This window comes from Varibaculum sp. (genome assembly GCF_008661855.1).
Lineage (GTDB): Bacteria > Actinomycetota > Actinomycetes > Actinomycetales > Actinomycetaceae > Varibaculum > Varibaculum timonense_A.
The window spans coordinates 95,398-117,763 of the sequence record NZ_RPZY01000033.1; the positions used below are offsets into that span (position 1 = coordinate 95,398).

The following is a 22,366-nucleotide window of genomic DNA, read 5'->3' on the forward strand; positions in this document are numbered from 1 at the left end:
CCTCTACTTCACCGGGCAAGCAGCCGGAACATCGGTGCCGCAAGCCTCAACTGCTGCCTGGGCTACCTGATACATGAGGGCATCGGCGCGTTGGGGCGCCATTACCTGGAAACCAATCGGCAGTCCTTGATGGTCAAGCCCAATCGGAACACTGATTGCGGGGATTCCTGCCAGATTCGCCGGAATAGTTGCGATATCACAATTGTACATAGTCAAGGGGTCAGAAATCTTTTCCCCCAGCTTAAAAGCAACAGTGGGCGAAGTAGGCAAAACCAAGGCATCTACCTGCGAGAACGCCTGGTTATAGTCTTCTTGTACCAAGGTGCGTACCTTTTGGGCGCTACCGTAATAGGCATCAAAATATCCAGCAGATAAAACGTGAGTACCCAAAATAATTCGGCGTTTCACCTCTGCCCCAAAACCGGCTTCCCGGGTAGCGGCCATAACGGTTTCCGCAGTCACCGGCCCGGTGGTTGGCTCCACCCGAATCCCAAAACGAATCCCGTCAAAACGTGCCAAGTTTGAAGAAACCTCTGCGGGCATAATCAAGTAATAGGCGGCTAACGCATATTTGAAAGAAGGCATATCGATTTCGCTAACGCTAGCTCCGCGCTGTTCGAGAGCTGAAACAGTCGCCTGGAAAGCCGCAGTCACGTCCTCTTCATAGCCGTCGCCACTGCCCTGTTTAACTACCCCCAAACGCAGACCGGATAAATCTGTTTTCCCTTGATACTCTTTCACGGCATCTAGCAATGCCGGAACTGGTTCATCTAAAGAAGTGGAGTCAAAGGGATCATGACCACCCACCAGTTCCTGCAAGGCCGCCGCATCTGCAACCGTGCGGGTAACCGGACCGATTTGATCTAGCGAGGACGCCATTGCCACCAGACCGTAACGGGAAACCGCACCATAGGTGGGTTTCGCCCCCACTGTGCCGGTAACTGCCCCTGGCTGGCGAATCGAGCCGCCAGTATCGGAACCTAAAGCTAAGGGAACCATAAACGAGGCAACCGCCGAGGCCGAGCCTCCGCCGGAACCGCCCGGAATCCGAGAAGAATCCCAAGGGTTACGGGTAGGACCGAAGGCGGAATGTTCGGTAGATGAACCCATGGCAAACTCGTCCATATTGGTTTTACCAATAATCGGTAGAGCCGCCTCCTTGATTTTGGTAACTACCGTCGCATCATAGGGAGGCTTCCAACCAGCCAAAATCTTTGACGAACAGGTGGTTTCTTGTCCGCGGGTAACCATATTGTCTTTCAAAGCAATCGGGACTCCCGCCAGGGGATGCAGTTCTTCCCCGTTCTGGCGAGCCTTGTCCACGCGGCGAGCAGTCTCCAGCGCACCCTCGGGATCTAAATGCACAAACACGTTTAGCTTCGGGTTTAACTGTTCAATCCGATTCAAGCAAGCCTGGGTTAGCTGCTCGGAGGTCAGCTCCCCAGCGCGCAGCTTCTCCGCTAGTTGCAGGGCTGAAAGTTTCAAGAAATCTTCCACGGTTACTCCTCCCCAATGATTTGCGGTACGCGGAACTGTCCGTCTTCTGCCAGAGGAGCTCCTGCCAATAATTCATCCCGATTCAGGCAATCGCCCACTACATCAGGGCGTAATACGTTGGTCATTTCAATCGGGTGGGAGGTGGCTTTAGTATCTGGACCTACTGCCTGAGATACGGTGGCTACCGCGCTAGCTATCTGTTCTAGCTGTCCCGCGAACTGGTCTATTTCTTCTTCAGTGAGTGCGATTCGAGCCAAAGCGGCTACCCGCACTACCTCATCCCTATCAATCGTAGACATATTCCCAGTCTAATGCCCAAGACTGTTCCGGTCATATTAGCGCAACGCGCGGGGCGTTGCGCTTAAACCAGGAACGCAAAAGGACGTAAAAGTTTCTCTGCTATTCGCGCCACTATGGGACGTTGATTCCATTCATGGCGGGTAATCTGGCGTGCATTTAACAGGTCGGTAAAGAAAATATTCTCCATATTCGCAGATAGTTGTCGTGAAGTAATCGACATATTAATTTCATGATTTCCGGTCATCGACAGCCGGTCGATATTGGCAGTGCCGATAGTGCACCAGATACCGTCAATAACGGCAGTTTTTGCATGAATCATTACATTGTCATAAAGCCACAGCTCGACTTGGTTATCTAACAGGTCGGTCAGATAAGAGCGAGAGATCCAGTCTGCAATAATATGGTTAGATTTTGCCGGTACCAGTACTTTTACGTCTACTCCTCGACGAGCCGCGTCAATCAGGGAACGTTGAATTACTCGATCGGGAACGAAATACGCCGAAGTAATATAGGCGGATTCTTGCGCTTTATCGAGGGCGTTTACATACATTCCGCGCACCGGGAATAGCAGTCGTTTCGGGTCATTTACGCAGCCCTGAATCTTCGAGTTCCATGACCTGCCCCGCGGATCGCGCACTTTCTTTAAACGCAAATGCCACTTTTGGGCATAGTTCCAAAAATCAAGAAAAGCACTCTCCAGTTCCCAAACGTTGGGTCCTTTAATCCTTAGGTGAGTGTCTCGCCACTGATTATCGACATAATAGGAACCAATGTTGTATCCCCCAACAAAACCAATCCGCGAGTCTACTACCAAAATTTTGCGATGGTCACGTGCCGTGTGTTTAAGAGAATATCTCAGGACGTGCAGATTTTTTAGCCGGGGGAAGCGGAAAAAGCGCGGATCTACCACCAGGTTGCCGAAGCGATCCCAAATAATATAGACCTCAGCGCCACGCTCTGCTGCCCGAATCAGGGCATCTTTGAATTCTTGTCCGATTTCATCTGATTTCCAGATAAAAGTTTCAAAGAATACCCGCTCTTTCGCGCCCTCGATAGTCGCAAGCATATCGCGATAAAGAGTTTCTCCATCCATATAGATGTTTAGACGAGAGCGATCAACTCGCATTGGGAGGGCGCTAATCCGGGGGTAGCCATCCGGTTTACCGGTTTGCCGTAGTTTTCGTAACTGGTCGATTGCGACAATAACGCTAACTGTAATCGCCTGTAAGCTCGCGATTAGCGCACCCAAGATTTTCAAGCCCCTGATTAGGCGCGGAACGGTCTTTTTCGGGATCTTGAACATAACAATTAGCCTATCTCTTCACCGAGGATTTTCTATAAGGGACGCTCAAAATAGACTATCGGTAACGTCAGGAGAATCTATCCCACTGGCAGGCGAGTCCGCTTCAGTAGAAGTGGAGGGAGCAGTGATTTCTTTAGGTCCACCCTCCCCCGATAGCTTTTGCAAGGTTGCCGGTAATCCGTCCTTTATAAGCTGAGTAAAATACTGCTGCGGTAAGCAGGGAACTCCCAGTTCCCCGGCTTTCTTCAGCTTGGAACCGGCTTTTTCACCATAAATCAACAGGTCGGTATTTTTTGATACCGAGGATGCAGACTTAGCCCCCGCTTTCATTAGGGCTTCTTTTGCCTCGTCTCGGGTATATCCTTCTACCCGTCCGGAAACCACCACGTTTAGTCCTTGCAAGGTTTGCGGAGAATCTAAGGATTCCTCCTGCCGCATCATCACCCCGGCTTTTTCCCAGGCACTTACGATTTCTAGATGCCAATCTATACTAAACCACCGCTTAATTGAGGAGGCAATCTCTTGTCCAATATCGTCTACCACTGTAAGGTCGCTCTCGCTAGCGTTACCAATCGCCGCTATTGAATTAAAACGCGCCGCTAAAGTACGGGCAGCTTGCGGGCCTAGATGCCGGATTGATAACGCCACTAATACCCGCCAAAGTGGCTGAGTTTTTGCTTTTCCTAGTTCTGCTAGTAAAACTTTGCCTCGTGCCCCTAGGGATAATTCTTCTCCCCTGGAATTGGCGAAATAGGGGGTGTAGGTCCAGATTTCGCCGCTTCCTAGTAGCTGGCGAACCAAAGTTTGGACTTCTTCTTCGTTCTTACCTTCCGCTAACAGCTGGGATTTTAGCTTCAGACGGTCAGCTTTAGTAACCAGTTTCTGATTCCAGGTCTTTACTGTAAGTAACTGGTCAGAATCTAAATCAAATAATCTTGATTCTAGAGGCAGGGCTGCTTCTTGTGGCAATGGCAGCAGGGATTCAACTTGAGCACTATCCGCCTCAAAGATCTTTTCACCAGCAGGAATATACACAAACCTATCTGCTACCATTACTGCGTTACCTTTAGAGAGGGCGGAAATAACCTGAGGACGAGCCGCCTCGGGCATAGTCAGCGCCGCAGCAGATTGCTCCCCCAGCCCCTCAATGTCTAGCGCCCCTCGCGAAGCCAAGAAAATAACTCGTTCTTTTATCTGTTCGGGACAATGGCGCTGATTAGGGCAACGCAGATCCTTATCTCCGTCCTTTTCAGGTCGAATTTCGCTACCGCAGGAGGGACAGGTATTTGGCATTTGCCATTCGCGTTCACTACCGTCTCGTAAATCCACTACCGGGCAGACAATCTCGGGAATCACGTCCCCGGCTTTGCGTAGCACCACGGTGTCCCCGATTTTCACGCCCTTCCGGCGCACCTCATAAGGATTATGCAGGGTTGCTCGCTCCACATTAGAGCCATCTACCAGCACTTTTTCCATTACCCCGTAGGGGGTTATCCTGCCGGTGCGCCCTACCCCAACTCGGATATCTACCAGTTTGGTGTGAACTTCTTGCGGCGGGAATTTATAGGCAACCGCCCAGCGCGGAGCACGCGCGGTAAAGCCCAGTTCATCTTGGGTTTTAAGGTCATCTATTTTTAGCACTACCCCGTCTATTTCGTGGCTAATATCGGGACGTTGTTTGCCAATGCCCGAAATGTAGCGCTGAATATTTGCCAGAGAGCTTAGGGATTTAGTGTAGTTACTGACCGGCAAACCCCACTGTCTAAGCTGGCGGTACCATTGCATTTGGGTATCTGGCGGGTTAAAGCCTGCTTCTAAATCCGATTGCTTCCAGCTAACTTTTCCGATTCCGTGAGCAATTAATGCTAAAGGACGAGTAGCGGTTATTTGCGAATCTTTTTGCCGCAGCGACCCGGCAGCCGCATTACGAGGATTAACGAAAGGTGGTTCCACCTTGGTGGAAAGACCAGCTTTTTGTCGCTGGGCACGCCAAGCCACAAGATTACCTTCTCTTTTTGCCTGGTTGTATTCTTCCCATTCCCTGCTGCGCTGTTCATTTAACTGTTTGAAAGCCGCCAGTGGAAAATAGATTTCCCCGCGGATTTCGCATATCTGCGGCACAACTGCCCCGGCTAAAACTCGGGGAATGTTGCTGATGGTAAGGATATTAGCAGTCACGTCCTCCCCTACTGTGCCGTCTCCGCGGGTAGCGCCCAGAGCTAGTTTCCCATTCCGATAGGTAAGATTAACCGCTAAGCCATCGATTTTTACTTCCGCGCTAACCTGAGGATTCTCTTTCCCAGTTGCCTGCGACATTCGTTGATACCATTTCGATACTTCTTCGGTATCAAACACGTCATCTAGAGAGGCCATCCGCTCTAGATGGGTTACGGAAGAAAAAGTTTTTTGCACACTCCCCCCTACGGTTTGGGTAGGAGAATCTGGGTTTACTAATTGCGGGAATCGTCCCTCTAAGTCTCCTAACTGGCGAAATAGCTCATCATAACGAGCATCGGAGAGGGTGGGGCGGTCACGGTCATAGTATTCAACTCGGGCTTGATTAATCTGTTTAACCAGGTCTTGCCATTGTTTTTGTGCTTTAAGTAGTTCATGCTCATATTCGCTCGCCATAGCTTTTATTTTCCCCTTTTATCTAGAAACTAAAAAGTTTCCCTCCTTTAGAATCAAGTTATCCACAGGGATACAGAAAAGGTGGCAAGCAAAGCACTCTGGTAGCTAGATTGACAAAGTGGCAACCAAATCAGTGCAAGATGCCTTGGCAGCTCCTTGTCATTTACAGGTAGAGCGCGGCCCGGCTGCCGGGATAGTGCTGCCCTTAAACCATTCCTACTGCCGCCTAGGACGAGCCCAGTTAGCCGATGAAACCGTTTCGCGCGAGCACGTCCTCTTTATTAACAAATCAGGGAAGATTTGGGTGCGTGATTTGGGCTCTAGTAATGGCACTTTTCGCGGCCGCGTAGTTTCTCCGTTCACTAGGTTGCGTTTTCAACAAGAACTGGGAGCTTCCTCGCGGATTAGAGCAGGAAACACGGTGTTAAAAGTTGCCAAACGTCCTCGTGTGCTCACTGTTGCGCGTCCGCGACCCCAGCTTAATACTGCCTCTTGGCGACAGTGGTTGTTTCTACCGATGCTCTTGTTCCTACCATTGTCATTAGCCTCGGTGCTACAGATTCCCCGCACCTGGGCTGGCATTATCTTAGGGGTTTGCCTGCTGATTGCCCTCGGGGTCTGGTTTTATCGTCGTCCGCGTCCAGTGAGTCCCGCGCAACTATTACTGACCGCTACTCAAAGTAGCTGCCCTAATGCGCCTCCCTTTGCTTCTAACCCAAATCAGCAAGTGGGCGCGTGGGTAAGTCCCCACCAGGTAGTTCGTGCCCATAGTGGAGATAAACTCTGTTTTACCGGTAGATATGCCCGTGAGCGCGCCTTTTGGTGGGCGGGGCAAATCGCTTGGCAAGAAGAATCTAAATATCGCTTGGGTTTCCTTAATTCCTCTGCTCCCCACAGACCTCCCGAGAGCATCAATCCTGAGGATGCCCACGCTAAATGTGACCGGGTAATTGTGGTTCCACCTGATAGAACACCTTTATCTTCAGCTGGGGACATTTGCGTAACTTGGGCAAATTCACCCGGCGAAGCTCCCGTATGGACAAACAGAATAGTGCCGGTATCTAAGGGGTCACGTGCAACCTTTAATGCAGATTTACCCAGTTCTATTTGGTGGCAGTTCCTGGTGAGCACCACAAACACCGCTGCTAGCACCCAGCTACCGCAGCAAGTTCCCTTTAGTTGTTTGTGGCAAGAGGTACTGGAAGCCGAAGATCCGATAGCCAAAATCAAAAACACTTGGAATCGTTCCGACTCTTTGCGCGCTCCAGTGGCTAAAGATGCTAGTGAGATTGTTTACTTGGATTTGATAAAAGACGGTCCGCATGCACTACTGGCGGGTACTACCGGTTCCGGAAAGTCGGCAGCCTTAACTACCTGGTTAATTTCGATGGCGCTGGCACATCCTCCCAGCAAACTGCAATATGTGTTGATTGACTACAAGGGCGGGGACGCTTTTAAGAAGCTGCAAGCTCTTCCCCACGTCCTAGGGATTTTAACTGATTTAGAGCCTTCCCTTACCAGACGTGCCCTATTGTCATTAAACGCAGAAATCAAGTATCGGGAGCAACACAAAACTCTCTCTCACCCTCGGATTGTGGTGGTAGTCGATGAGTTTAGAGTATTAGCTACCGATCACCCTGATTTATTGGATTCCTTGATTAGGCTGGCAACTTTAGGACGCAGCTTAGGGATTCATTTAGTTTTAGCTACTCAGCGCCCGGCAGGAATAGTTGATGGTCAGATTAAATCTAATATGGCGTTGAGAGTTTGTTTGCGGGTACTAGAAACGGCAGATTCTTGCGACATTCTAGGAGATGGGCGCAGCGCGCAACTGCCGGCAATTGCTGGACGTGCCTGGATAAAATCTGCGAGGGAAGCCGCGGGAAAGCTCCTACAATTTGCTTGGATTTCTGAGGCTACCCAGATTGAAACTATCACGCATTTACGCCGCCTGAGCTGGAAACCTACCTACCCGCCTCGTATTCCTTGGGCTCCACCTCTTCCCCAAAAAATCTCCCTTTCTGAACTGCCCCCTGTCTCTAAGGGCGCAACCTTAGGCTTAGGGGATTATCCCAGCCTTCAAAGCACTGCTCCTTTAACGGTTTCACTGCCTTTTTCTCTTCACCTGGTGGGTTCAAAGGGTTCAGGTCGGACTTCTTTAGCTTTAATGCTGGCACTACAGCTGGCTAATGCGGGAGAGGAAGTTCATGTTATTTGTCCTTCTATTCGCGAGTTTTTCGGTTCTTCCTTTCGCACTATTAGCCGCGCTTCCTGGCCGGGAACTATCGCTACCAGCCCCCAGGTAAGCTTGGAAACCTTACAAAGGGCTTGCCGGGGACAACTATCGGGGACACTGATTATTGATGATTGCGAGGACGTACTGGATAGTTTAGAGCGAACCTACGGGGTGCTTTCGGGAAACGATTTATTATCAAGATTATGCCGTCAAAGCGAAGCCCTGGGAATTTCTTTACTGGTGGTCAGCGAGGCGTCTCAGGCTTCCTCACGTCTATTTGGGGGTTTGAAAACTCAGATAGTTGGGAGAATACGCGACCATATCCAAGTTGCACAGGCTGGTTTTACTCCCCAAGTTTTAGAGCATATAGGTGGTGCGGGAGTTTTCGTATTTTCTCCCAGTGCTCAATGCACGCCTTTTAGGGCTGCGTCTCCTCCACCGGCGCAGCCTGCTCATTTCTTACCATCCCCAAGAGCGTCTCTTTGTGCTCTGCCTAAGCATTTCACTATTCCGACCTCTAATGATGATTCCTCTTCTCCTGCAGTGTTCGCCACCGGATTATCTGGGGATTTGCAGCTAGAACCGGCTGACCTTGAACGTGACTGGCTAATTATTGGGGAGGCTAAAAGTGGAAAAACTAATGCTGCCAGGTTGCTGTCACATTTTATGCCACACCATCTGGTTTTAGAGGGGTTAAGCAGTAATGATTCGCGTCTTGACCAGCTACCCACGGAAAAGAGAGTAGAAGAAACCTATTTTGCCCAAACAGGGCAGCCTCTCTCTGGAGAGGACGCCCCTAGCAACGAAAGGATAGGGCGAAGACACCTAATTGCCACCGTCAGCCCCCAGATTGTTCAGACATCTTTCTCAACGTCACTCGCCGACCTGCGCCAACGGTCAATTCTACTGATATTAGGGGACGGAAGGGTATGCAGACCGTTTGTTAAAGACCTGGATTCTCAGGCACTTCCCGATAGTTTGAGTCCCATTCCGGGACGAGGAATTTTAGTAAAGAATGGTAAAGGAATAGCCATTCAAACGGCAATTTTTTAAATAAATTGACAAGTTTTTTCCATTTGTGACACGTTACACCGCAAATAATCATATCTAAGTTGTTTTACCTCTTGATTTATCCCCTCGTAAACAAAAAAATAGTAACTGTTAAAGGAGTTGTCCTACGACTTGGTTGCTACGGACAGCTAACCCCAAATCGTAACTTACAGTTAGTCATTAAAAGGAGACGTAAATGGATTGGCGTTCCCGCGCTGCTTGCCTAGAAGAAGACCCTGAACTATTCTTCCCAATCGGAAACACCGGTCCGGCAATCGCACAGGCTGAACGGGCAAAAATGGTCTGCGCACGCTGCGAAGTGGAATCCATTTGCTTAAGCTGGGCGCTGGATAACAACCAAGATGCCGGCGTATGGGGTGGCAAGAGCGAAGATGAACGTCGCAGTATGCGTCGCCGGAAAGCTCGCGCTCGCCGCGTCTGCTAGTCAGAGACCTAGCTTATCTCAGCCGGTAATTAGCCGCGGCGATTCCAATCTTTCATAACCCGCTGCGCTTCCCGCTTATCTTGCTGTTCCCTCAGGCTCTGGCGTTTATCCCATTCTTGCTTACCGCGAGCTAATGCGATTTTGGTTTTGACTCGTCCTTTAGAAAAATACAGTTCCAAAGGGACGATTGTGTATCCCTTAGCCTGGGATTGAGAATCTAATTTTTCAATTTCGCGTCTATGCAACAAAAGCTTTCTTTTCCGCAAAGGCGTATGGTTTGTCCAAGTGCCATTAATATACATGGGGATATGGGCATGTTGCAGCCAGGCTTCCCCACGATCAATTTCAACCCAAGCTTCGCTAAGAGAGGCTCTGCCCATCCGCAAAGATTTAACCTCGGTACCGGTTAGTACCAGCCCAGCCTCATAGGTATCCTCGACGAAAAAATCGTGCAAAGCTTTCTTATTGCGGGCAATCATCTGTATAGAGTTCTTCCCACCCGTGGCAACCTGATTCTTAGCTTTCTTACTCATAGCGTCTCTACGCTACCTCATATTCCTAGGGTAAGGGTATCGGGTTAATTACCGAGCCATTCTTCCACAACTCAAAGTGCACGTGACAGCCGGTAACCCTGCCAGTAGCACCGGTATAGCCGATGAGCTGACCTTTGGACACTCTTTGCCCCGGACTGGAAGCAAAATGCGTCATATGTCGATAAACACTCACCCAAGAACTGCCCGCAATCATGCCGTGATTAATAGTGACAGTGTTTCCGCCAGTCCCCTCATAGCGGGTAGACACTACCGTCCCATTAGCTGCTGCGTATTGCGGTAAACCACAGGCCGCATGAATATCGGCTCCCATATGCAGACGGCGCTGTCCAGTTACCGGGTGAATGCGATACCCATAAGGAGAAGTCAGCGCCAATTGTCCTTTAATCGGACCTTGGAAAATCGAACCGGTAGTAAAACCAGCGGTGCTGGTGCCGGCGCTACCGGCAGCCTTAGTTTCACGGTTCTTAGCGTCAATCTCACTGATTCGTTTTTGAGCATCCTGTTTATCTTTTTCAGCCTGCTCTAACTGCTTAGCAATCTCGCCTTTCTTTGAATTTAAATCCTGCTCTTGCTTTTCCTTGGCTGCAACCGTTTTATTCAGCTCGTCAAGTTTGTCTGCTTTTTCCGATTTAGCGGCATCGGCACTTTCCAAAGCCGCATCCGCCTGCTCTTTTAATCTGCGAACTTGCAAAGTAAGCTCACGCTGTTCGGCCTGAGAATTTCTTTGTCCCACGATTTGGTCTTGTACCAGCTTTAAAGTATCGGATTGAATCTGAGTAGCCAAGGAAGCGTTACGAGCATAGGTACTAAGGTCAGTGCTGTTTTTACCGGAGATAAAAAACTCAAAAGAGCCATTTAGAGAAGGATTAGTGTAGGTTTGCCGCGCAATTTTCCCGATATTAATCAGGTTATCGTTCTCTTTCTTTTGCGATAGCGCTAAAGCTTTTTCCACCCTTTTAAGCTGGGCGCTAGCTACCTCTAAGTTATCTTGCGCCTGGGCTTGCTCTCGCGCGACACTCGCCTGTACACGAGCTGCCTCATCATAGCGACTTTGTGCTTTTGTTTGCGCATCTTTCGCTTCCTCAAGGGCAATCACCGAGTCGGCTAAATCTGCACTCACGTCCTCTAAAGAGGCGCGCAGCTTCGCAGCTCTATCGGATGCGGCTTTCTGCTTATCAACCTGATCGCTGCGATCAGATGCCAAGGTAGTGGCACTGTTCCCGACTAAGACCATGGCCAGTGCCAGTCCGACACTGACCGCAAAAGTCCCTATCCGTTTCCTTTTCAACATGGCTATACCTTTGCGTATTTAGCCAAAGAAGTCACGGAAGCAATTATTGATAACACCAGCGCGGCTCCCACAATCACGGCAGATAGAATCAGCACTTCCCGCACTCCCACAAATTGGATAAAGGGAATAGTTTTTTGTAACCACCCTTGAACCAGATATTTCACCCCGGCGAACAAAGTTCCACAAGCTAAAAGCGCACCTAAAATTGCACAAAGTGCGCCTTCTATCATAAAGGGAAGCTGGATAAATAAAGCAGAAGCCCCTTCCATCCGCATAATCTCGGTTTCTTTTTGCCGCGACATAGCAGAAAGACGAATAGTAGTTGCAATCAACAAAATCGCGGCGAATGCCATTACCGCGGCTAGTCCCAGAGAAATCCGGGTTGCCTGGTTAAACAGATTCATTAAAGGTTGAACCAGTTGTGATTGATCTTGAACCTGCTCTACCCCAGGCTGCCCCTCTAGCTGCGCAGACACAATCTCATACTGAGAGGGATTTTTTAATTTAATCCTAAATGCCTCGGGCAGCATCTCTGGCTTCGTGGCCTGTCCTAAAGTGGTGTCGCCATATTGTTTTTGAAAATCCGCATACACCTGATCGTGGTTTTGGAATTCAAAATGATCAACATAAGCCGCTAAAGTTCCACGCTCTAGCTCGTCGCGAACATCTTGAATCTGTTCCTTGGTGGCTTCCTGTCCGTTACAGTTAGCTACCTGGTCATCTTGAGCGCACATATAAACGCTCACTTCTACCTTTGCGTACCATTCCTTTTGCATAGCGGATACCTGCATCTGAGATAAACCGCCCACGCCCACAAATAGCAGGGAAATGAAAGTTACTAGCACTACTGAAATGGTCATTGCCATATTGTGGCCTAGACCAGAAAACACCCGACCAAGAATAAATCGCAAACGCATTGTTTCTCCTAGCTACGACTCGAACCGTACACGCCGCGATCCTGGTCGCGAATAATTTCCCCATCGACTAATTCAATTACGCGTTTACGCATTTGATTAACAATTTCATCATCATGGGTTGCCATTACCACCGTGGTTCCGGCGCGGTTAATCCGATCCAGCAGTCGCATAATCCCCAGTGAGGTTTTCGGATCTAAGTTTCCAGTAGGCTCATCTGCCAACAAGATTTCTGGACGATTAACCATTGCGCGGGCAATCGCTACCCGCTGTTGCTCGCCCCCGGAAAGCTCATAAGGCATTCGTTTCTCTTTGCCTTCTAGCCCCACCAGGGATAACACCTCGGGGACTTCGGTTTTAATCGCGTGGCGAGGACGTCCAATCACCTGCATTGCTAGGGCAACATTTGCCTGAACTGATTTGTTATCGAGAAGTCTAAAGTCCTGGAAAACTGTTCCGATTTGTCTGCGCAATTTAGGGACTTTCCAGCGGGAAAGCCGACCCACGTCCTTTCCCAGTACCGTAACCGTACCTTCGGACGGACAATTTTCGCGGTAAATCATAGTCATGAAAGTTGATTTCCCGGAACCGGATTTCCCAACCAGGAACACAAACTCTCCCCGCTCGATATTGCAGCTCACATGATCTAAAGCAGGGCGAGCCCCCCGTTTATACACCATCGAGACGTCATCAAAAGTAATCATGCATCCCCTACTAAGTGTTGGCAGTTTCCAGCACTGACCAACATAACGCCTAGAGGCTTTCCTTTGGCGCTTACACGCCGGTTAGGCAGATATTAACGTCTTGACGTGCTAGTTTTCGCTTTCCTCATTGGCTTTGCGCCAGCGAATCCCGGCATCTAAAAATGCGTCAATATCACCATCTAACACCGCATCTACCTGCGAAGATTCCTGAGAGGTACGTAAGTCTTTCACCATTTTGTAGGGATGTAACACATAGGAGCGCATCTGGTCACCCCAAGAGGCTTTAACTTCTCCGGCCAGCTCTTTTTTCTTTGCCTGTTCTTCCTCGTGACGCAACTGGAGCAGTCGGGATTGCAACACTCGCAAGGCGGCAGCCCGATTTTGAATCTGAGATTTCTCGTTTTGCATACTGACCACTATTCCGGTGGGAATATGGGTCATTCGTACTGCCGAGTCGGTGGTGTTTACCGATTGTCCACCCGGACCAGAAGAACGGAAAACATCAATTCGCAAATCTGATTCCGGAATCTCGATATGGTCAGTGGATTCAATTAGGGGAATGACCTCCACCGCGGCAAAAGAAGTTTGCCGGCGTGACTGGTTGTCAAAGGGACTTTGTCGCACCAAACGGTGCGTTCCCGCCTCTACGGATAAAGTCCCATAGGCATAGGGCGCGTCTACTTGGAAAGTCGCCGACTTAATCCCGGCTTCTTCTGCATAGGACGTATCCATCACCTGGGTGGGGTAATTGTGGCGTTCTGCCCAGCGTAAATACATTCTAAGTAGCATTTGAGCGAAATCGGCAGCATCTACTCCCCCCACCCCGGAACGGATAGTGACCACCGCGCGGCGTTCATCATATTCACCGGAAAGTAAAGTATGCACCTCAAGGTCAGCCAATTCTTTGTTCAGCTTGCGTAAAAGGGCGCGCAACTCAGCTAGGATTTCTTCGCGGTCACTACCTAATTCTTCCCCGGCCATTGCTTTTAGGGTGAGGGCATCTTCTAGATTTTGACCGAGCCTATCAACCTGCCCCAGGCGGGACTTCAAATGGGATAGCTTCGAGGTTATTTCCTGAGCTCGGTTAGGGTCGTCCCACAGATTAGGGTCTGTGCTGGCTTGCTCCAGGGTCTTTATCTGTGCCTGGAGCTTTTCGGGAACCGTAACCGCCTGGATTTTCTCTAAAGTAGTTTGCGCCCGTTCAAGTTCTTCATCATAGTCATATGCCACCTTTCCAGGTTACCTGAGGAAGTAGCCCGGTGGATAAATCCCTAACTCAAAGCCGCGATTGCTAGTTCTAAAACCGCTGCTACCGTTGCTAAACGAATCTGTAAACGGCTTCCCGATAGCGAAAGCTCGGTGGTTGCTGCCCCGGCGGGAGTTATAACCGAAATAAATACGGTTCCTGCCGAATGACCATCTTGGCTGCCCGGACCGGCAACCCCGGTAGTTGCCAGCGCTACCTCAGCGCCAAATAGACTGGCTGCCCCTTGCGCCATCTGTTCAGCCACCACCGAATCTACCGCGCCAGTTTCTTCTAGACGCGATGATGATACCCCCAGGATTTCCCGTTTGGTGCGAGTCTGGTAAGTCGTTACCCCACCAGCTACTACCTGTGAGGCTCCGGCAATATCGCAAAGGGTGGCACACACTAGCCCCGCAGTCAGGGATTCTGCACAGGCAATTGAGTAGTTATTATCTTTGAGTAGTTTCAGTAACCGACGGGCAAGTATATCTAGTTCTTCGTTCATATCTTAATCATTGCACCTAACAAGCTGGAGGGGTTTAATATTCGTCAAATTCCATAGCAGACAATACTTTATGGGTAGCTTCACGACATTGGGCTGGCGAATAGCCTTTGCGTGCCAAAAAGGAAGCAAGGCGGCGCATCGCCTGTGGGTAGGTAACATTTCCCAGGGTGCGTGCTTTCTTTTCCGCCAGCTCTTTTACCCTTTCATCTTGCTGGGCAGCATCAATTTGCGCCAATGCCTGCGGATGTAAAGCCGGCGGGATTCCTTTCCGGTTTAGCTCTTGTATTAGGGCGCGCCCCACTAATCCCCGTTCACTAAAACGGGTTCGTACCAGCATGGCAGCGTATTCCCGGTCGTTTAGTAACCCCACTTCAAGGAGGCGATTAACGATTTCCTCGCAAATCTGCGGTTCAAATCCCGCGACTGAGAGTTTTTTTTGAATCTGGGCACTAGAGCAAGCGTTGCGATCTAGCACTCGCAACGCTTGCTCTCGCGCTGCTTCTAGGGCTTGTTCGCGCGGAAGCTGCCCATTCTTTTGCCTACGGGAGGCTAAAGATGAGGCTGTTTTCTTCCGGGCAGGTATCCCAAAATCAGTTTCCGGGTCTAAATATCTAACCATAGGGACTTAGCTAAGAGCAGCCTTTAATCGGCAGCCTTCACCGTTTCCTCATTGGCACTATCGGCAGGCTCATCATTGATAATTCCCACTGCTTTTAGAATCTTCTGCTCTATTTCCCCAGCCAGTTCGGCATTATCCTTTAGGTATTGGCGCACGTTTTCTTTACCTTGCCCCAGTTGATCGCCTTCGTAGGTGTACCAGGCCCCAGATTTGCGCACGATACCTAAATCGGTGGCCAGGTCGATAATCGAGGCTTCGCGAGAGATCCCCTCTCCGTACATCAGGTCGAACTCGGCAGTCTTGAAAGGCGGAGCCATCTTATTCTTTACCACTTTCGCGCGGGTACGCGAACCAATCGGCCCCGAAGAGTCCTTGAGGGTTTCAATCCGGCGCACATCAATGCGCACCGAGGCGTAGAACTTCAGGGCTTTGCCCCCGGTAGTGGTTTCCGGAGAGCCGAAGAAAACCCCGATTTTTTCGCGCAACTGGTTGATGAAAATGGCAGTAGTACCAGTAGCTGAAAGCGCACCCGTCATTTTACGTAGTGCCTGACTCATTAGTCGCGCCTGCAAACCAACATGGGAATCCCCCATTTCCCCATCAATTTCCGCTTTGGGAACTAGCGCCGCTACCGAGTCGATTACTAAAATATCTATACCGCCCGAACGTACCAGCATATCGGCGATTTCTAGTGCCTGTTCCCCGGTGTCTGGTTGAGATACTAATAATTCATCAGTATTTACCCCCAGTTTTTTCGCATATTCAGGATCGAGGGCGTGCTCGGCATCAATAAAGGCGGCGTTACCGCCTGCCCTTTGGGCTGCTGCCACTGCGTGCAGGGCGACTGTGGTTTTACCGGAAGATTCTGGACCGTAAATCTCAATAATTCGCCCCCGGGGTAATCCTCCCACTCCCAGGGCAATATCTAAAGCTACTGAACCAGTAGAGATGACCTCTACCTGACGATGGGTATTCTCCCCTAGGCGCATCACTGAGCCTTTACCGAATTGTTTATCAATCGCTGCTAGAGCCATGTCTAGCGCCTGTTCCCGATTGCCACCCGCATTTACCTGTCGTTTTACAGTTTTCTTTGCCATGGTAGTTAGTCCTTTCTGGTTCTCTCCGAACTGTTAATAGGCTGGTCTGGGTTTCCCCTGCCTTGGTGTTCCCCTCACCGAGGTTCCAAGCTGACGCTACGCACGACCAGATACGTTTAACAGCCTGGCGATAATCCGACGAGGATAAATCGCTGGCTGCGCGCCTGGGTACAACTTTATCTAGCGAACAGATGTTCGACAAATTCGGCACGCCGAAAAGAGCAATCCGAAAAATCGGTCTGCGTCCTTAAAAAGCCCCGGCTATTTCCGGGATTTTTTCCTTAAAACCCCTTTTGCACAAAGCTCATCTAAAGTTCGCTGGTCAGCGCGGTGAATAAAACGCAATTCGGGGTCGCTATCAGTCTCTACAAGTAATGAATCCCAAATCTGTTGTAAATCTTTTCCCGCCACTAAGGCCTGCGCGGGAGTAGCCCCCAACTGGGGTAAGTACAAATCAGTCAATAAAGATGCCCCGAAAGCCTGTCCAAAAACGGCTTTCAGGGCATAATCAAATTCGGAGCGCTTCACCTGGCTAGACTACCGAATGTACCGGAACTTCGGGCATCTGACGACGCACCGAAAGCCCCTCGGCTACCGCAACCCGTAAAGAGACTTCCCGCAGTACCATTGCCATCGGTACTTCTAAGGCTTTGCAGATTGAAGCCAAAAGCTCTGAAGATGCCTCTTTTTGTCCCCGCTCAACCTCGGAAAGATATCCCAAAGACACCTGGGCGCTGGTGGAAACCTCTCGTAAAGTACGCCCTTGAGAACGCCGCACCATTCTTAAGACTTGACCAATCTCTTCACGCAGCAACGGTGTTTTCTTCTCCGTATCTTTTTCCGTCATATCCATAGCATATCCCCTTATCTGCGGATTGCCTCATCGGGCTTTGAGCTGGTCGTGGCAATCGCTAGTCACATATCCTCGTTTTGCTTTACATTAATTCCAACACCGCTATTTACGTTCTCATTCCGTTATTCCCTAAAAGTGCGAGTGTTCACAGCTATGTGATTTAGCTGGCTGCTTATTTCTTTTTATGGTTGCGCCGCATCTGGGAACGCGAAAGCGCAAATCGGCTCTTAGCCTCTTTAGCTGTCTCTTCACGGTCAGTTTCGGTAGAGCGATTCTTAGTTTCCGATTCATCGCTACCGGTTTTACCGGGTTTATCGGCTAGTTTCTCAGATTCTGAGGACGACTCCTCGATTTCTATTGACCCGTGGTTCTTAGCAGCCTGAGCAGAGTTTTGCGATAAATCCGGCACGTCGAAGCGGGAATGAGGAATAGAAGTAGCTTCGACCTTAGGGGAGTCAAGCCCAGTTACTTGTTCACTGTCCCCACGTTCTAAGCCAGCCTGGTCTGTGCCTGACGCCTTTTGTTTGGCTCGCCTTTGCCTACGGGAAGGGAAAGCGGCTTTATGCGAGGTGTTTTCTGCAGAATCCAGTTCACTAGAAGGAGATGAGTCTTTTTCTTTTTCCTCCCCCTTTTCTTTAGTATCTAACTTCGCCTCGTCCTCGCCCTTAGATACGGAATTCTTTACCAAATCCCGGGAGCTATCGCTAAGCGGTTTATCGCCCTTGGTCGGTAAATCTTTGGGGGAGTTGCAATCTCCGGAGGTAGAATCGCTAGCTTTTTCCTGCGGTTTTAGGGATTCTTTATTCTTGTCCCCAGGCTGTTTATCGCTACTGTGAGCTGGTTTATCTTCCGGGTTGCTTTCAGTTTCTGGATGCTCAGCTTGTTTCTTCTGGTTATCGTGAGCATCTAGGAAATACACCATTCCCGAAAGAACAGTAGCTACGAAGGCAGCAATCAAGGCAGCGATTGCTAAATACATAATGAAAATTCCCAATTGCGCATGGAGAGGATAACAAATCCCCGCCAGCATCCACAGGAACACCATTAAAATCTGCAGACTGGTCTTAATCTTGCCCCCCTTGGAGGCGGGAAGTACTTCCCCAGAACGCAGTAAATACATCCGCAACCCGGTGACTGCCAGCTCCCGCAAAATCACTACTGCGGTAAACCACCACCACAGGTTTTGAAACAGGGACAGTAAGACAAAAGCCGAAATCATCAGGGCTTTGTCAGCAATGGGGTCAAGGAGTTTTCCAAAGTTAGATACTACTTGCCAACGGCGCGCCAGTTTTCCATCCAGATGATCCGTGTAGGCAGCCACCATGAAAACTAGCAGCGAGAAGGCTAGTAGCACAGTAGAAGCGCGCAAATGATACAGAATCATCAGCACAATAAAAACCGGAACCAGCACGATTCGCACGATTGTGAGGACGTTCGGGATTATCTGCTGCCAGCTGGTTGGGGAAGCCGTAGGCTTATCTTTACTTTCCATCAACTACTACCCTAATAGATTTTTGTGCTCTTAAACCGCATTATAGGTGCTTAGCGCCCAGTAAGTTCCCAAGCGTCTTCCTCGCTTTCACCCTCAACTTCTTCCAAAAGTGAGACATCTTCGCTGGTTAGCGCATTTGGCGAGGGCGAATCGGCAACTTTCGCGGAGGGTTTCTCCCCTCGCAACATTGCTAATACTTCTGGTAACTGTTCGGGAGAAACCAGCACTTCCCGGGCTTTAGACCCTCGAGATGGACCGACAATTTCCCTAGACTCCAGTAAATCCATTAGCCTGCCGGCACGCGCAAAACCTACCCGCAGTTTACGCTGCAACATAGAGGTAGAGCCCAGTTGAGTATTTACCACCAATTGCGCCGCTTCTAACAGGTCATCAAGATCATCCCCAATATCTTCCGCAACCTTGGGTTTATCTTCCTCCTTGACAATCACATCTTCGCGATATTTCGGGCTCATCTGCTCTTTGACCGCATCAACTACTTTTTGAATCTCGTCCTCGCCCACCCAGGCTCCTTGAATACGCAAGGGCTTAGAGGTACCGGCGGGAAGATACAAAGAGTCACCTTGCCCAATAAGAGCCTCCGCACCTCCCTGATCCAAAATAGTGCGGGAATCAGTAATCGAAGAGGTCGCAAAAGCCAGTCGGGAGGGAATATTGGCTTTAATAATACCGGTTACAACATCTACTGAAGGGCGCTGGGTAGCAACCACTAGGTGAATACCAGCGGCACGCCCTAACTGGGTAATCCGCTGAATAGAGGCCTCTACGTCCCGGGGAGCAATCATCATCAAATCGGCTAACTCATCTACCACAATCAATAAATAGGGGTAGGTTGCGATTTCACGCTCAGACCCGGGCGGGGCGATGACGGTTCCTTCCCGAACCGCCTGATTGAAAGAAACAATATGTTTATGCCCGAAATTGGCCATATCGTTGTAGCGGTGATCCATTTCTTTGACCGCCCATTCCAAGGCTTCCGCCGCTTTCTTGGGATCGGTAATAATCGGGGTAATTAGATGCGGAATCCCCTCGTAAATAGTTAATTCCACCCGTTTAGGATCAACCAGGATTAAACGCACCTGTTCCGGAGTTGAACGCATCAATAAAGAGGTAATCATCGAGTTCACGAAAGATGATTTACCAGAACCGGTAGCTCCCGCTACCAAAAGGTGAGGGGTCTTAGCCAGGTTAGTAACTACATATCCGCCCTCGACATCTTTGCCCCCCCCAACCAGCATCGGATGGCTCGACTGATGAGCGGCGGCAGAACGCAGCACATCACCCAGTACCACAATTTCACGGTCGGTATTAGGAATCTCAATCCCGATAGCGCTCTTACCGGGAATCGGGGATAGAATGCGCACATCAGCACTGGCTACCGCGTAAGCGATATTATTTTTAAGGTTGGTAATTTTTTCTACCTTTACCCCTGGTCCCAGTTCAAGTTCATAACGGGTTACGGTCGGCCCGCGGGAAAAACCGGTTACTGAAACGTCCACCCCGAACTCGGTAAACACTGCCTCTAGGGCGGATACTACCCGGTCATTAGCCTCCGACCGAACTTTATGTGGTTTTCCTTTTACCAGCAGTTCTTCACTGGGTAAGTCATAGGTTTGTCCATCTGCGAGTTCTATCCCCGCCTGACCGGCTCCCGGCAGTTGCAGCTGGGAGTCATCTTCCGCGGCTTGTTCAGCCGCAGCTGAATCGGTAGCCTGCGTGCTAGGGGTTGCCAGCACTTCGGTCTTTGCAGTTTCTTCCGGTAGCTTTAACCGGGTTGTACGCGCTGATTTTTCGGTTTTCGCAGCTTGCTCCGGAGATTGAAGAATCGTGGGGGCAGATTCGGAGTTATCCTCATCGTCTGATGCTTGCGCTGCTAGACGTTCCCAACGTTTAAGCCGCCTGGTCGTCTTAGAATCCGGCTCGTCCTGCCCGTCGGTCTGGTCGGTATCGTCTGTTTGATTCTCGTTGATACTGCCCGCTTGGTCTTTCTTTTCATTAACAGTGTCCTGGAAACGGTGAAACAGCTTACTGATTGCTCCAAAAGCCTGAGACAAAGAAGTATTAGTGGCGATTAGCAGGGAATATAATCCCAGTAAAACCAGCAGAATTACCGCCCCTACCGCAGTAACAATAATTTTGAGCGGATGCCCAAATAACCACCCCAAAATACCGCCCGAGCTCTCAATTGCCGCAAAATTGCTGATATTGGGGCTAGAGCAAGCCACATGGGTGATGCCGTTTAGGGCGGCTGCCATTCCAATGGTGCCCACCAGAATGTGCAGCTGAGAACCCTCCGGGTCGCGGTGACGGAACAGGCTAATGGCTGCCCACACTAAAAGCAGCGGGGCAAAAATACTGTAGATACCTAGCAAACCGGCAGCTAGATGATGGAGCATCCGGGTAGCGAGGGCGTCCATGGAGAACCATTCGGTTAAAGCCGACATTGCAGCCAGGGCAATTAGTAAAAAAGCTATCCCGTCTCGCAAGCGGGAATTACCGGTTTCCGGGCTGTCTGTTTTCTGATTCTTATTAGTTTTTCTCGCTACCATAACAATGGCAATTTACCTTTCAAGGATTACTTCCCGACGACTGCCACGCCGCAAATAAACAAATTAGCTGTTCAAAGGGATTTCTACGCCACAATCAGCCTTTAAGACTAGAAAACGATTTTATCGAGATATCGACTAATTTCGACTTCATCAGGGCAGGCATCATTTCCCTCCTTCGTAGCTGCTAAAGCCCCGGCGATATTCGCCCTGGCCAGAGCTTCCCGGCGCTTACGCCCTTTAACCAGTTCCGCCAGCAAAACCCCGGTATGAGCCGCCCCTACCCCCAAAGTATCGACAGCTTTCACATTCAGAGAGGGAATCATGGTTTCACGGTGAGCATCAATAAGTTTCGCACCGTGAGAGCCCACCCGCTCTACCGCCCAGGCAGATTCTGGAAGCTTTTCCGCCACATATCCGCAGCTAAGATGCCCAACAGAGCCGGGTAAGAATCGAGACTCGTGCTCGTTACAGGTCAGGACATCAACGTAAGGTAGCACCTGGGAAACATAGTGCGGGTCAATTTGCGATATTCGAGGAGTAGCAGCCATCACTACCGTTACCTCAGCGGCTATGGTGGGTAACCATTGCCCCAGAGCGGAACGATACGAGGAATGTATGAGGTCGCCGGCGGAAATATACACTAAGTCGCCCGGTTGCAAGGCAACTTTAGTTAGTTCCAGGGCAGAAATATCGACCTCCACCCCGGTAGTGAGCACCGAGGCATAGTAGCCTCCAGTCTCAATCATCTGGATTTTCATGCCAATATCGCCAACTACTTCGACCGCTTTGGTCTGGATATTGGCATTGCGCAGCACTTGGCGTGCCTGGGTAGAGTTAGGACCAGTTCCCAGGCAAGACAGGTTGATTACCGGTACTGCCTGGCGAGCGGCAGCTATCATTACCTCTGCTGCCTCCCCCACTCCCGGACGTTGCGCCTGCCCTAGAACGGTGGTTCCCCGCTCGGGCAGTTGCGGCATTTTTAGAGGTAAAGTCAGCACTACTGCTGCTACTGACACCAGCTTGTTCTTCTGATTATCCATTGATTCCAACCTATTTCGGATT

Annotated in this window: 19 protein-coding genes; 2 read left to right on the forward strand and 17 right to left on the reverse strand. The window is 50.0% G+C overall.

The annotated features are described in order from the left end of the window. Positions 1-3 precede the first annotated feature (3 nt). The 4 genes from gatA to ligA form a co-directional block, all read right to left on the reverse strand. Entirely contained in the window at positions 4-1,497 is a 1,494-nt protein-coding gene (gene gatA / locus QZT94_RS04350; RefSeq protein ID WP_296760971.1) for an Asp-tRNA(Asn)/Glu-tRNA(Gln) amidotransferase subunit GatA, read from the reverse strand. Positions 1,498-1,499: 2 nt separating this feature from the next. Then, positions 1,500-1,796: an Asp-tRNA(Asn)/Glu-tRNA(Gln) amidotransferase subunit GatC gene (gene gatC / locus QZT94_RS04355; RefSeq protein WP_270625202.1), complete on the reverse strand. Its 297-nt coding sequence runs from the start codon at positions 1,794-1,796 to the stop codon at positions 1,500-1,502. A 62-nt stretch (positions 1,797-1,858) separates the two neighbouring features. Further along, on the reverse strand, positions 1,859-3,100 hold the full coding sequence (locus tag QZT94_RS04360) for a phospholipase D-like domain-containing protein (RefSeq protein ID WP_296760969.1): 1,242 nt from the start codon (positions 3,098-3,100) through the stop codon (positions 1,859-1,861). A gap of 45 nt (positions 3,101-3,145) precedes the next feature. Further along, positions 3,146-5,731, reverse strand: a complete 2,586-nt coding sequence (gene ligA / locus QZT94_RS04365; protein WP_296760968.1) for an NAD-dependent DNA ligase LigA — start codon at positions 5,729-5,731, stop codon at positions 3,146-3,148. A 118-nt stretch (positions 5,732-5,849) separates the two neighbouring features. Here ligA and QZT94_RS04370 point away from each other — a divergent pair, with 118 nt between their 5' ends. Both QZT94_RS04370 and QZT94_RS04375 read left to right on the forward strand, forming a co-directional pair. Beyond that, positions 5,850-9,020 carry an FtsK/SpoIIIE domain-containing protein gene (locus tag QZT94_RS04370; RefSeq protein WP_296760966.1) on the forward strand — a complete coding sequence of 1,057 codons (3,171 nt, stop codon included), beginning with the start codon at positions 5,850-5,852 and terminating at the stop codon, positions 9,018-9,020. Positions 9,021-9,213: 193 nt separating this feature from the next. Continuing rightward, positions 9,214-9,462, forward strand: coding sequence for a WhiB family transcriptional regulator (locus QZT94_RS04375; RefSeq protein WP_072509964.1), 249 nt, complete (start codon positions 9,214-9,216; stop codon positions 9,460-9,462). A gap of 29 nt (positions 9,463-9,491) precedes the next feature. On the opposite strand, the gene smpB is transcribed toward QZT94_RS04375, so the two are convergent. The 13 genes from smpB to QZT94_RS04440 all read right to left on the reverse strand — a co-directional run bounded on the left by smpB (position 9,492) and on the right by QZT94_RS04440 (position 22,344). Next, positions 9,492-9,995 (reverse strand): SsrA-binding protein SmpB, encoded by a 504-nt coding sequence (gene smpB / locus QZT94_RS04380; RefSeq protein WP_270625192.1) that lies wholly within the window; start codon positions 9,993-9,995, stop codon positions 9,492-9,494. 25 nt (positions 9,996-10,020) lie between these two features. Further along, a complete protein-coding gene (locus QZT94_RS04385) occupies positions 10,021-11,307 on the reverse strand; it encodes a peptidoglycan DD-metalloendopeptidase family protein (protein ID WP_296760964.1) in 1,287 nt (428 codons plus the stop codon). Positions 11,308-11,309: 2 nt separating this feature from the next. Further along, on the reverse strand, positions 11,310-12,224 hold the full coding sequence (ftsX, locus tag QZT94_RS04390; RefSeq protein WP_072509967.1) for a permease-like cell division protein FtsX: 915 nt from the start codon (positions 12,222-12,224) through the stop codon (positions 11,310-11,312). Between the two features lie 8 nt (positions 12,225-12,232). Further along, positions 12,233-12,925 (reverse strand): cell division ATP-binding protein FtsE, encoded by a 693-nt coding sequence (gene ftsE / locus QZT94_RS04395; protein WP_072509968.1) that lies wholly within the window; start codon positions 12,923-12,925, stop codon positions 12,233-12,235. 108 nt (positions 12,926-13,033) lie between these two features. Beyond that, entirely contained in the window at positions 13,034-14,155 is a 1,122-nt protein-coding gene (prfB, locus tag QZT94_RS04400; protein WP_270625189.1) for a peptide chain release factor 2, read from the reverse strand. A gap of 41 nt (positions 14,156-14,196) precedes the next feature. Next, a complete protein-coding gene (locus tag QZT94_RS04405) occupies positions 14,197-14,676 on the reverse strand; it encodes a nicotinamide-nucleotide amidohydrolase family protein (protein ID WP_270625187.1) in 480 nt (159 codons plus the stop codon). A gap of 34 nt (positions 14,677-14,710) precedes the next feature. Continuing rightward, positions 14,711-15,295 (reverse strand): regulatory protein RecX, encoded by a 585-nt coding sequence (locus tag QZT94_RS04410; RefSeq protein WP_296760960.1) that lies wholly within the window; start codon positions 15,293-15,295, stop codon positions 14,711-14,713. 23 nt (positions 15,296-15,318) lie between these two features. Next, entirely contained in the window at positions 15,319-16,392 is a 1,074-nt protein-coding gene (recA, locus tag QZT94_RS04415) for a recombinase RecA (protein WP_072509972.1), read from the reverse strand. 261 nt (positions 16,393-16,653) lie between these two features. Next, positions 16,654-16,920, reverse strand: coding sequence for a DUF3046 domain-containing protein (locus QZT94_RS04420; protein WP_296760958.1), 267 nt, complete (start codon positions 16,918-16,920; stop codon positions 16,654-16,656). Positions 16,921-16,924: 4 nt separating this feature from the next. Then, positions 16,925-17,245 (reverse strand): helix-turn-helix transcriptional regulator, encoded by a 321-nt coding sequence (locus QZT94_RS04425; protein ID WP_072509974.1) that lies wholly within the window; start codon positions 17,243-17,245, stop codon positions 16,925-16,927. 172 nt (positions 17,246-17,417) lie between these two features. Then, positions 17,418-18,737, reverse strand: a complete 1,320-nt coding sequence (gene pgsA / locus QZT94_RS04430; RefSeq protein ID WP_072509975.1) for a CDP-diacylglycerol--glycerol-3-phosphate 3-phosphatidyltransferase — start codon at positions 18,735-18,737, stop codon at positions 17,418-17,420. 50 nt (positions 18,738-18,787) lie between these two features. Then, a complete protein-coding gene (locus tag QZT94_RS04435; RefSeq protein ID WP_296773198.1) occupies positions 18,788-21,304 on the reverse strand; it encodes a DNA translocase FtsK in 2,517 nt (838 codons plus the stop codon). Between the two features lie 107 nt (positions 21,305-21,411). Beyond that, positions 21,412-22,344 carry a PfkB family carbohydrate kinase gene (locus QZT94_RS04440; protein WP_072509976.1) on the reverse strand — a complete coding sequence of 311 codons (933 nt, stop codon included), beginning with the start codon at positions 22,342-22,344 and terminating at the stop codon, positions 21,412-21,414. Positions 22,345-22,366: the final 22 nt, after the last annotated feature.

Coding starts and splice junctions, on each gene's coding strand:
- gatC (WP_270625202.1), bottom strand. CDS start 1,796: ATGTCTACGATTGATAGGGATGAGGTAGTGCGGGTAGCCGCTTTGGCT.
- QZT94_RS04360 (WP_296760969.1), bottom strand. CDS start 3,100: ATGTTCAAGATCCCGAAAAAGACCGTTCCGCGCCTAATCAGGGGCTTG.
- ligA (WP_296760968.1), bottom strand. CDS start 5,731: ATGGCGAGCGAATATGAGCATGAACTACTTAAAGCACAAAAACAATGG.
- QZT94_RS04375 (WP_072509964.1), top strand. CDS start 9,214: ATGGATTGGCGTTCCCGCGCTGCTTGCCTAGAAGAAGACCCTGAACTA.
- smpB (WP_270625192.1), bottom strand. CDS start 9,995: ATGAGTAAGAAAGCTAAGAATCAGGTTGCCACGGGTGGGAAGAACTCT.
- QZT94_RS04385 (WP_296760964.1), bottom strand. CDS start 11,307: ATGTTGAAAAGGAAACGGATAGGGACTTTTGCGGTCAGTGTCGGACTG.
- ftsX (WP_072509967.1), bottom strand. CDS start 12,224: ATGCGTTTGCGATTTATTCTTGGTCGGGTGTTTTCTGGTCTAGGCCAC.
- ftsE (WP_072509968.1), bottom strand. CDS start 12,925: ATGATTACTTTTGATGACGTCTCGATGGTGTATAAACGGGGGGCTCGC.
- QZT94_RS04405 (WP_270625187.1), bottom strand. CDS start 14,676: ATGAACGAAGAACTAGATATACTTGCCCGTCGGTTACTGAAACTACTC.
- QZT94_RS04410 (WP_296760960.1), bottom strand. CDS start 15,295: ATGGTTAGATATTTAGACCCGGAAACTGATTTTGGGATACCTGCCCGG.
- recA (WP_072509972.1), bottom strand. CDS start 16,392: ATGGCAAAGAAAACTGTAAAACGACAGGTAAATGCGGGTGGCAATCGG.
- QZT94_RS04425 (WP_072509974.1), bottom strand. CDS start 17,245: ATGGATATGACGGAAAAAGATACGGAGAAGAAAACACCGTTGCTGCGT.
- pgsA (WP_072509975.1), bottom strand. CDS start 18,737: ATGGAAAGTAAAGATAAGCCTACGGCTTCCCCAACCAGCTGGCAGCAG.
- QZT94_RS04435 (WP_296773198.1), bottom strand. CDS start 21,304: ATGGTAGCGAGAAAAACTAATAAGAATCAGAAAACAGACAGCCCGGAA.
- QZT94_RS04440 (WP_072509976.1), bottom strand. CDS start 22,344: ATGGATAATCAGAAGAACAAGCTGGTGTCAGTAGCAGCAGTAGTGCTG.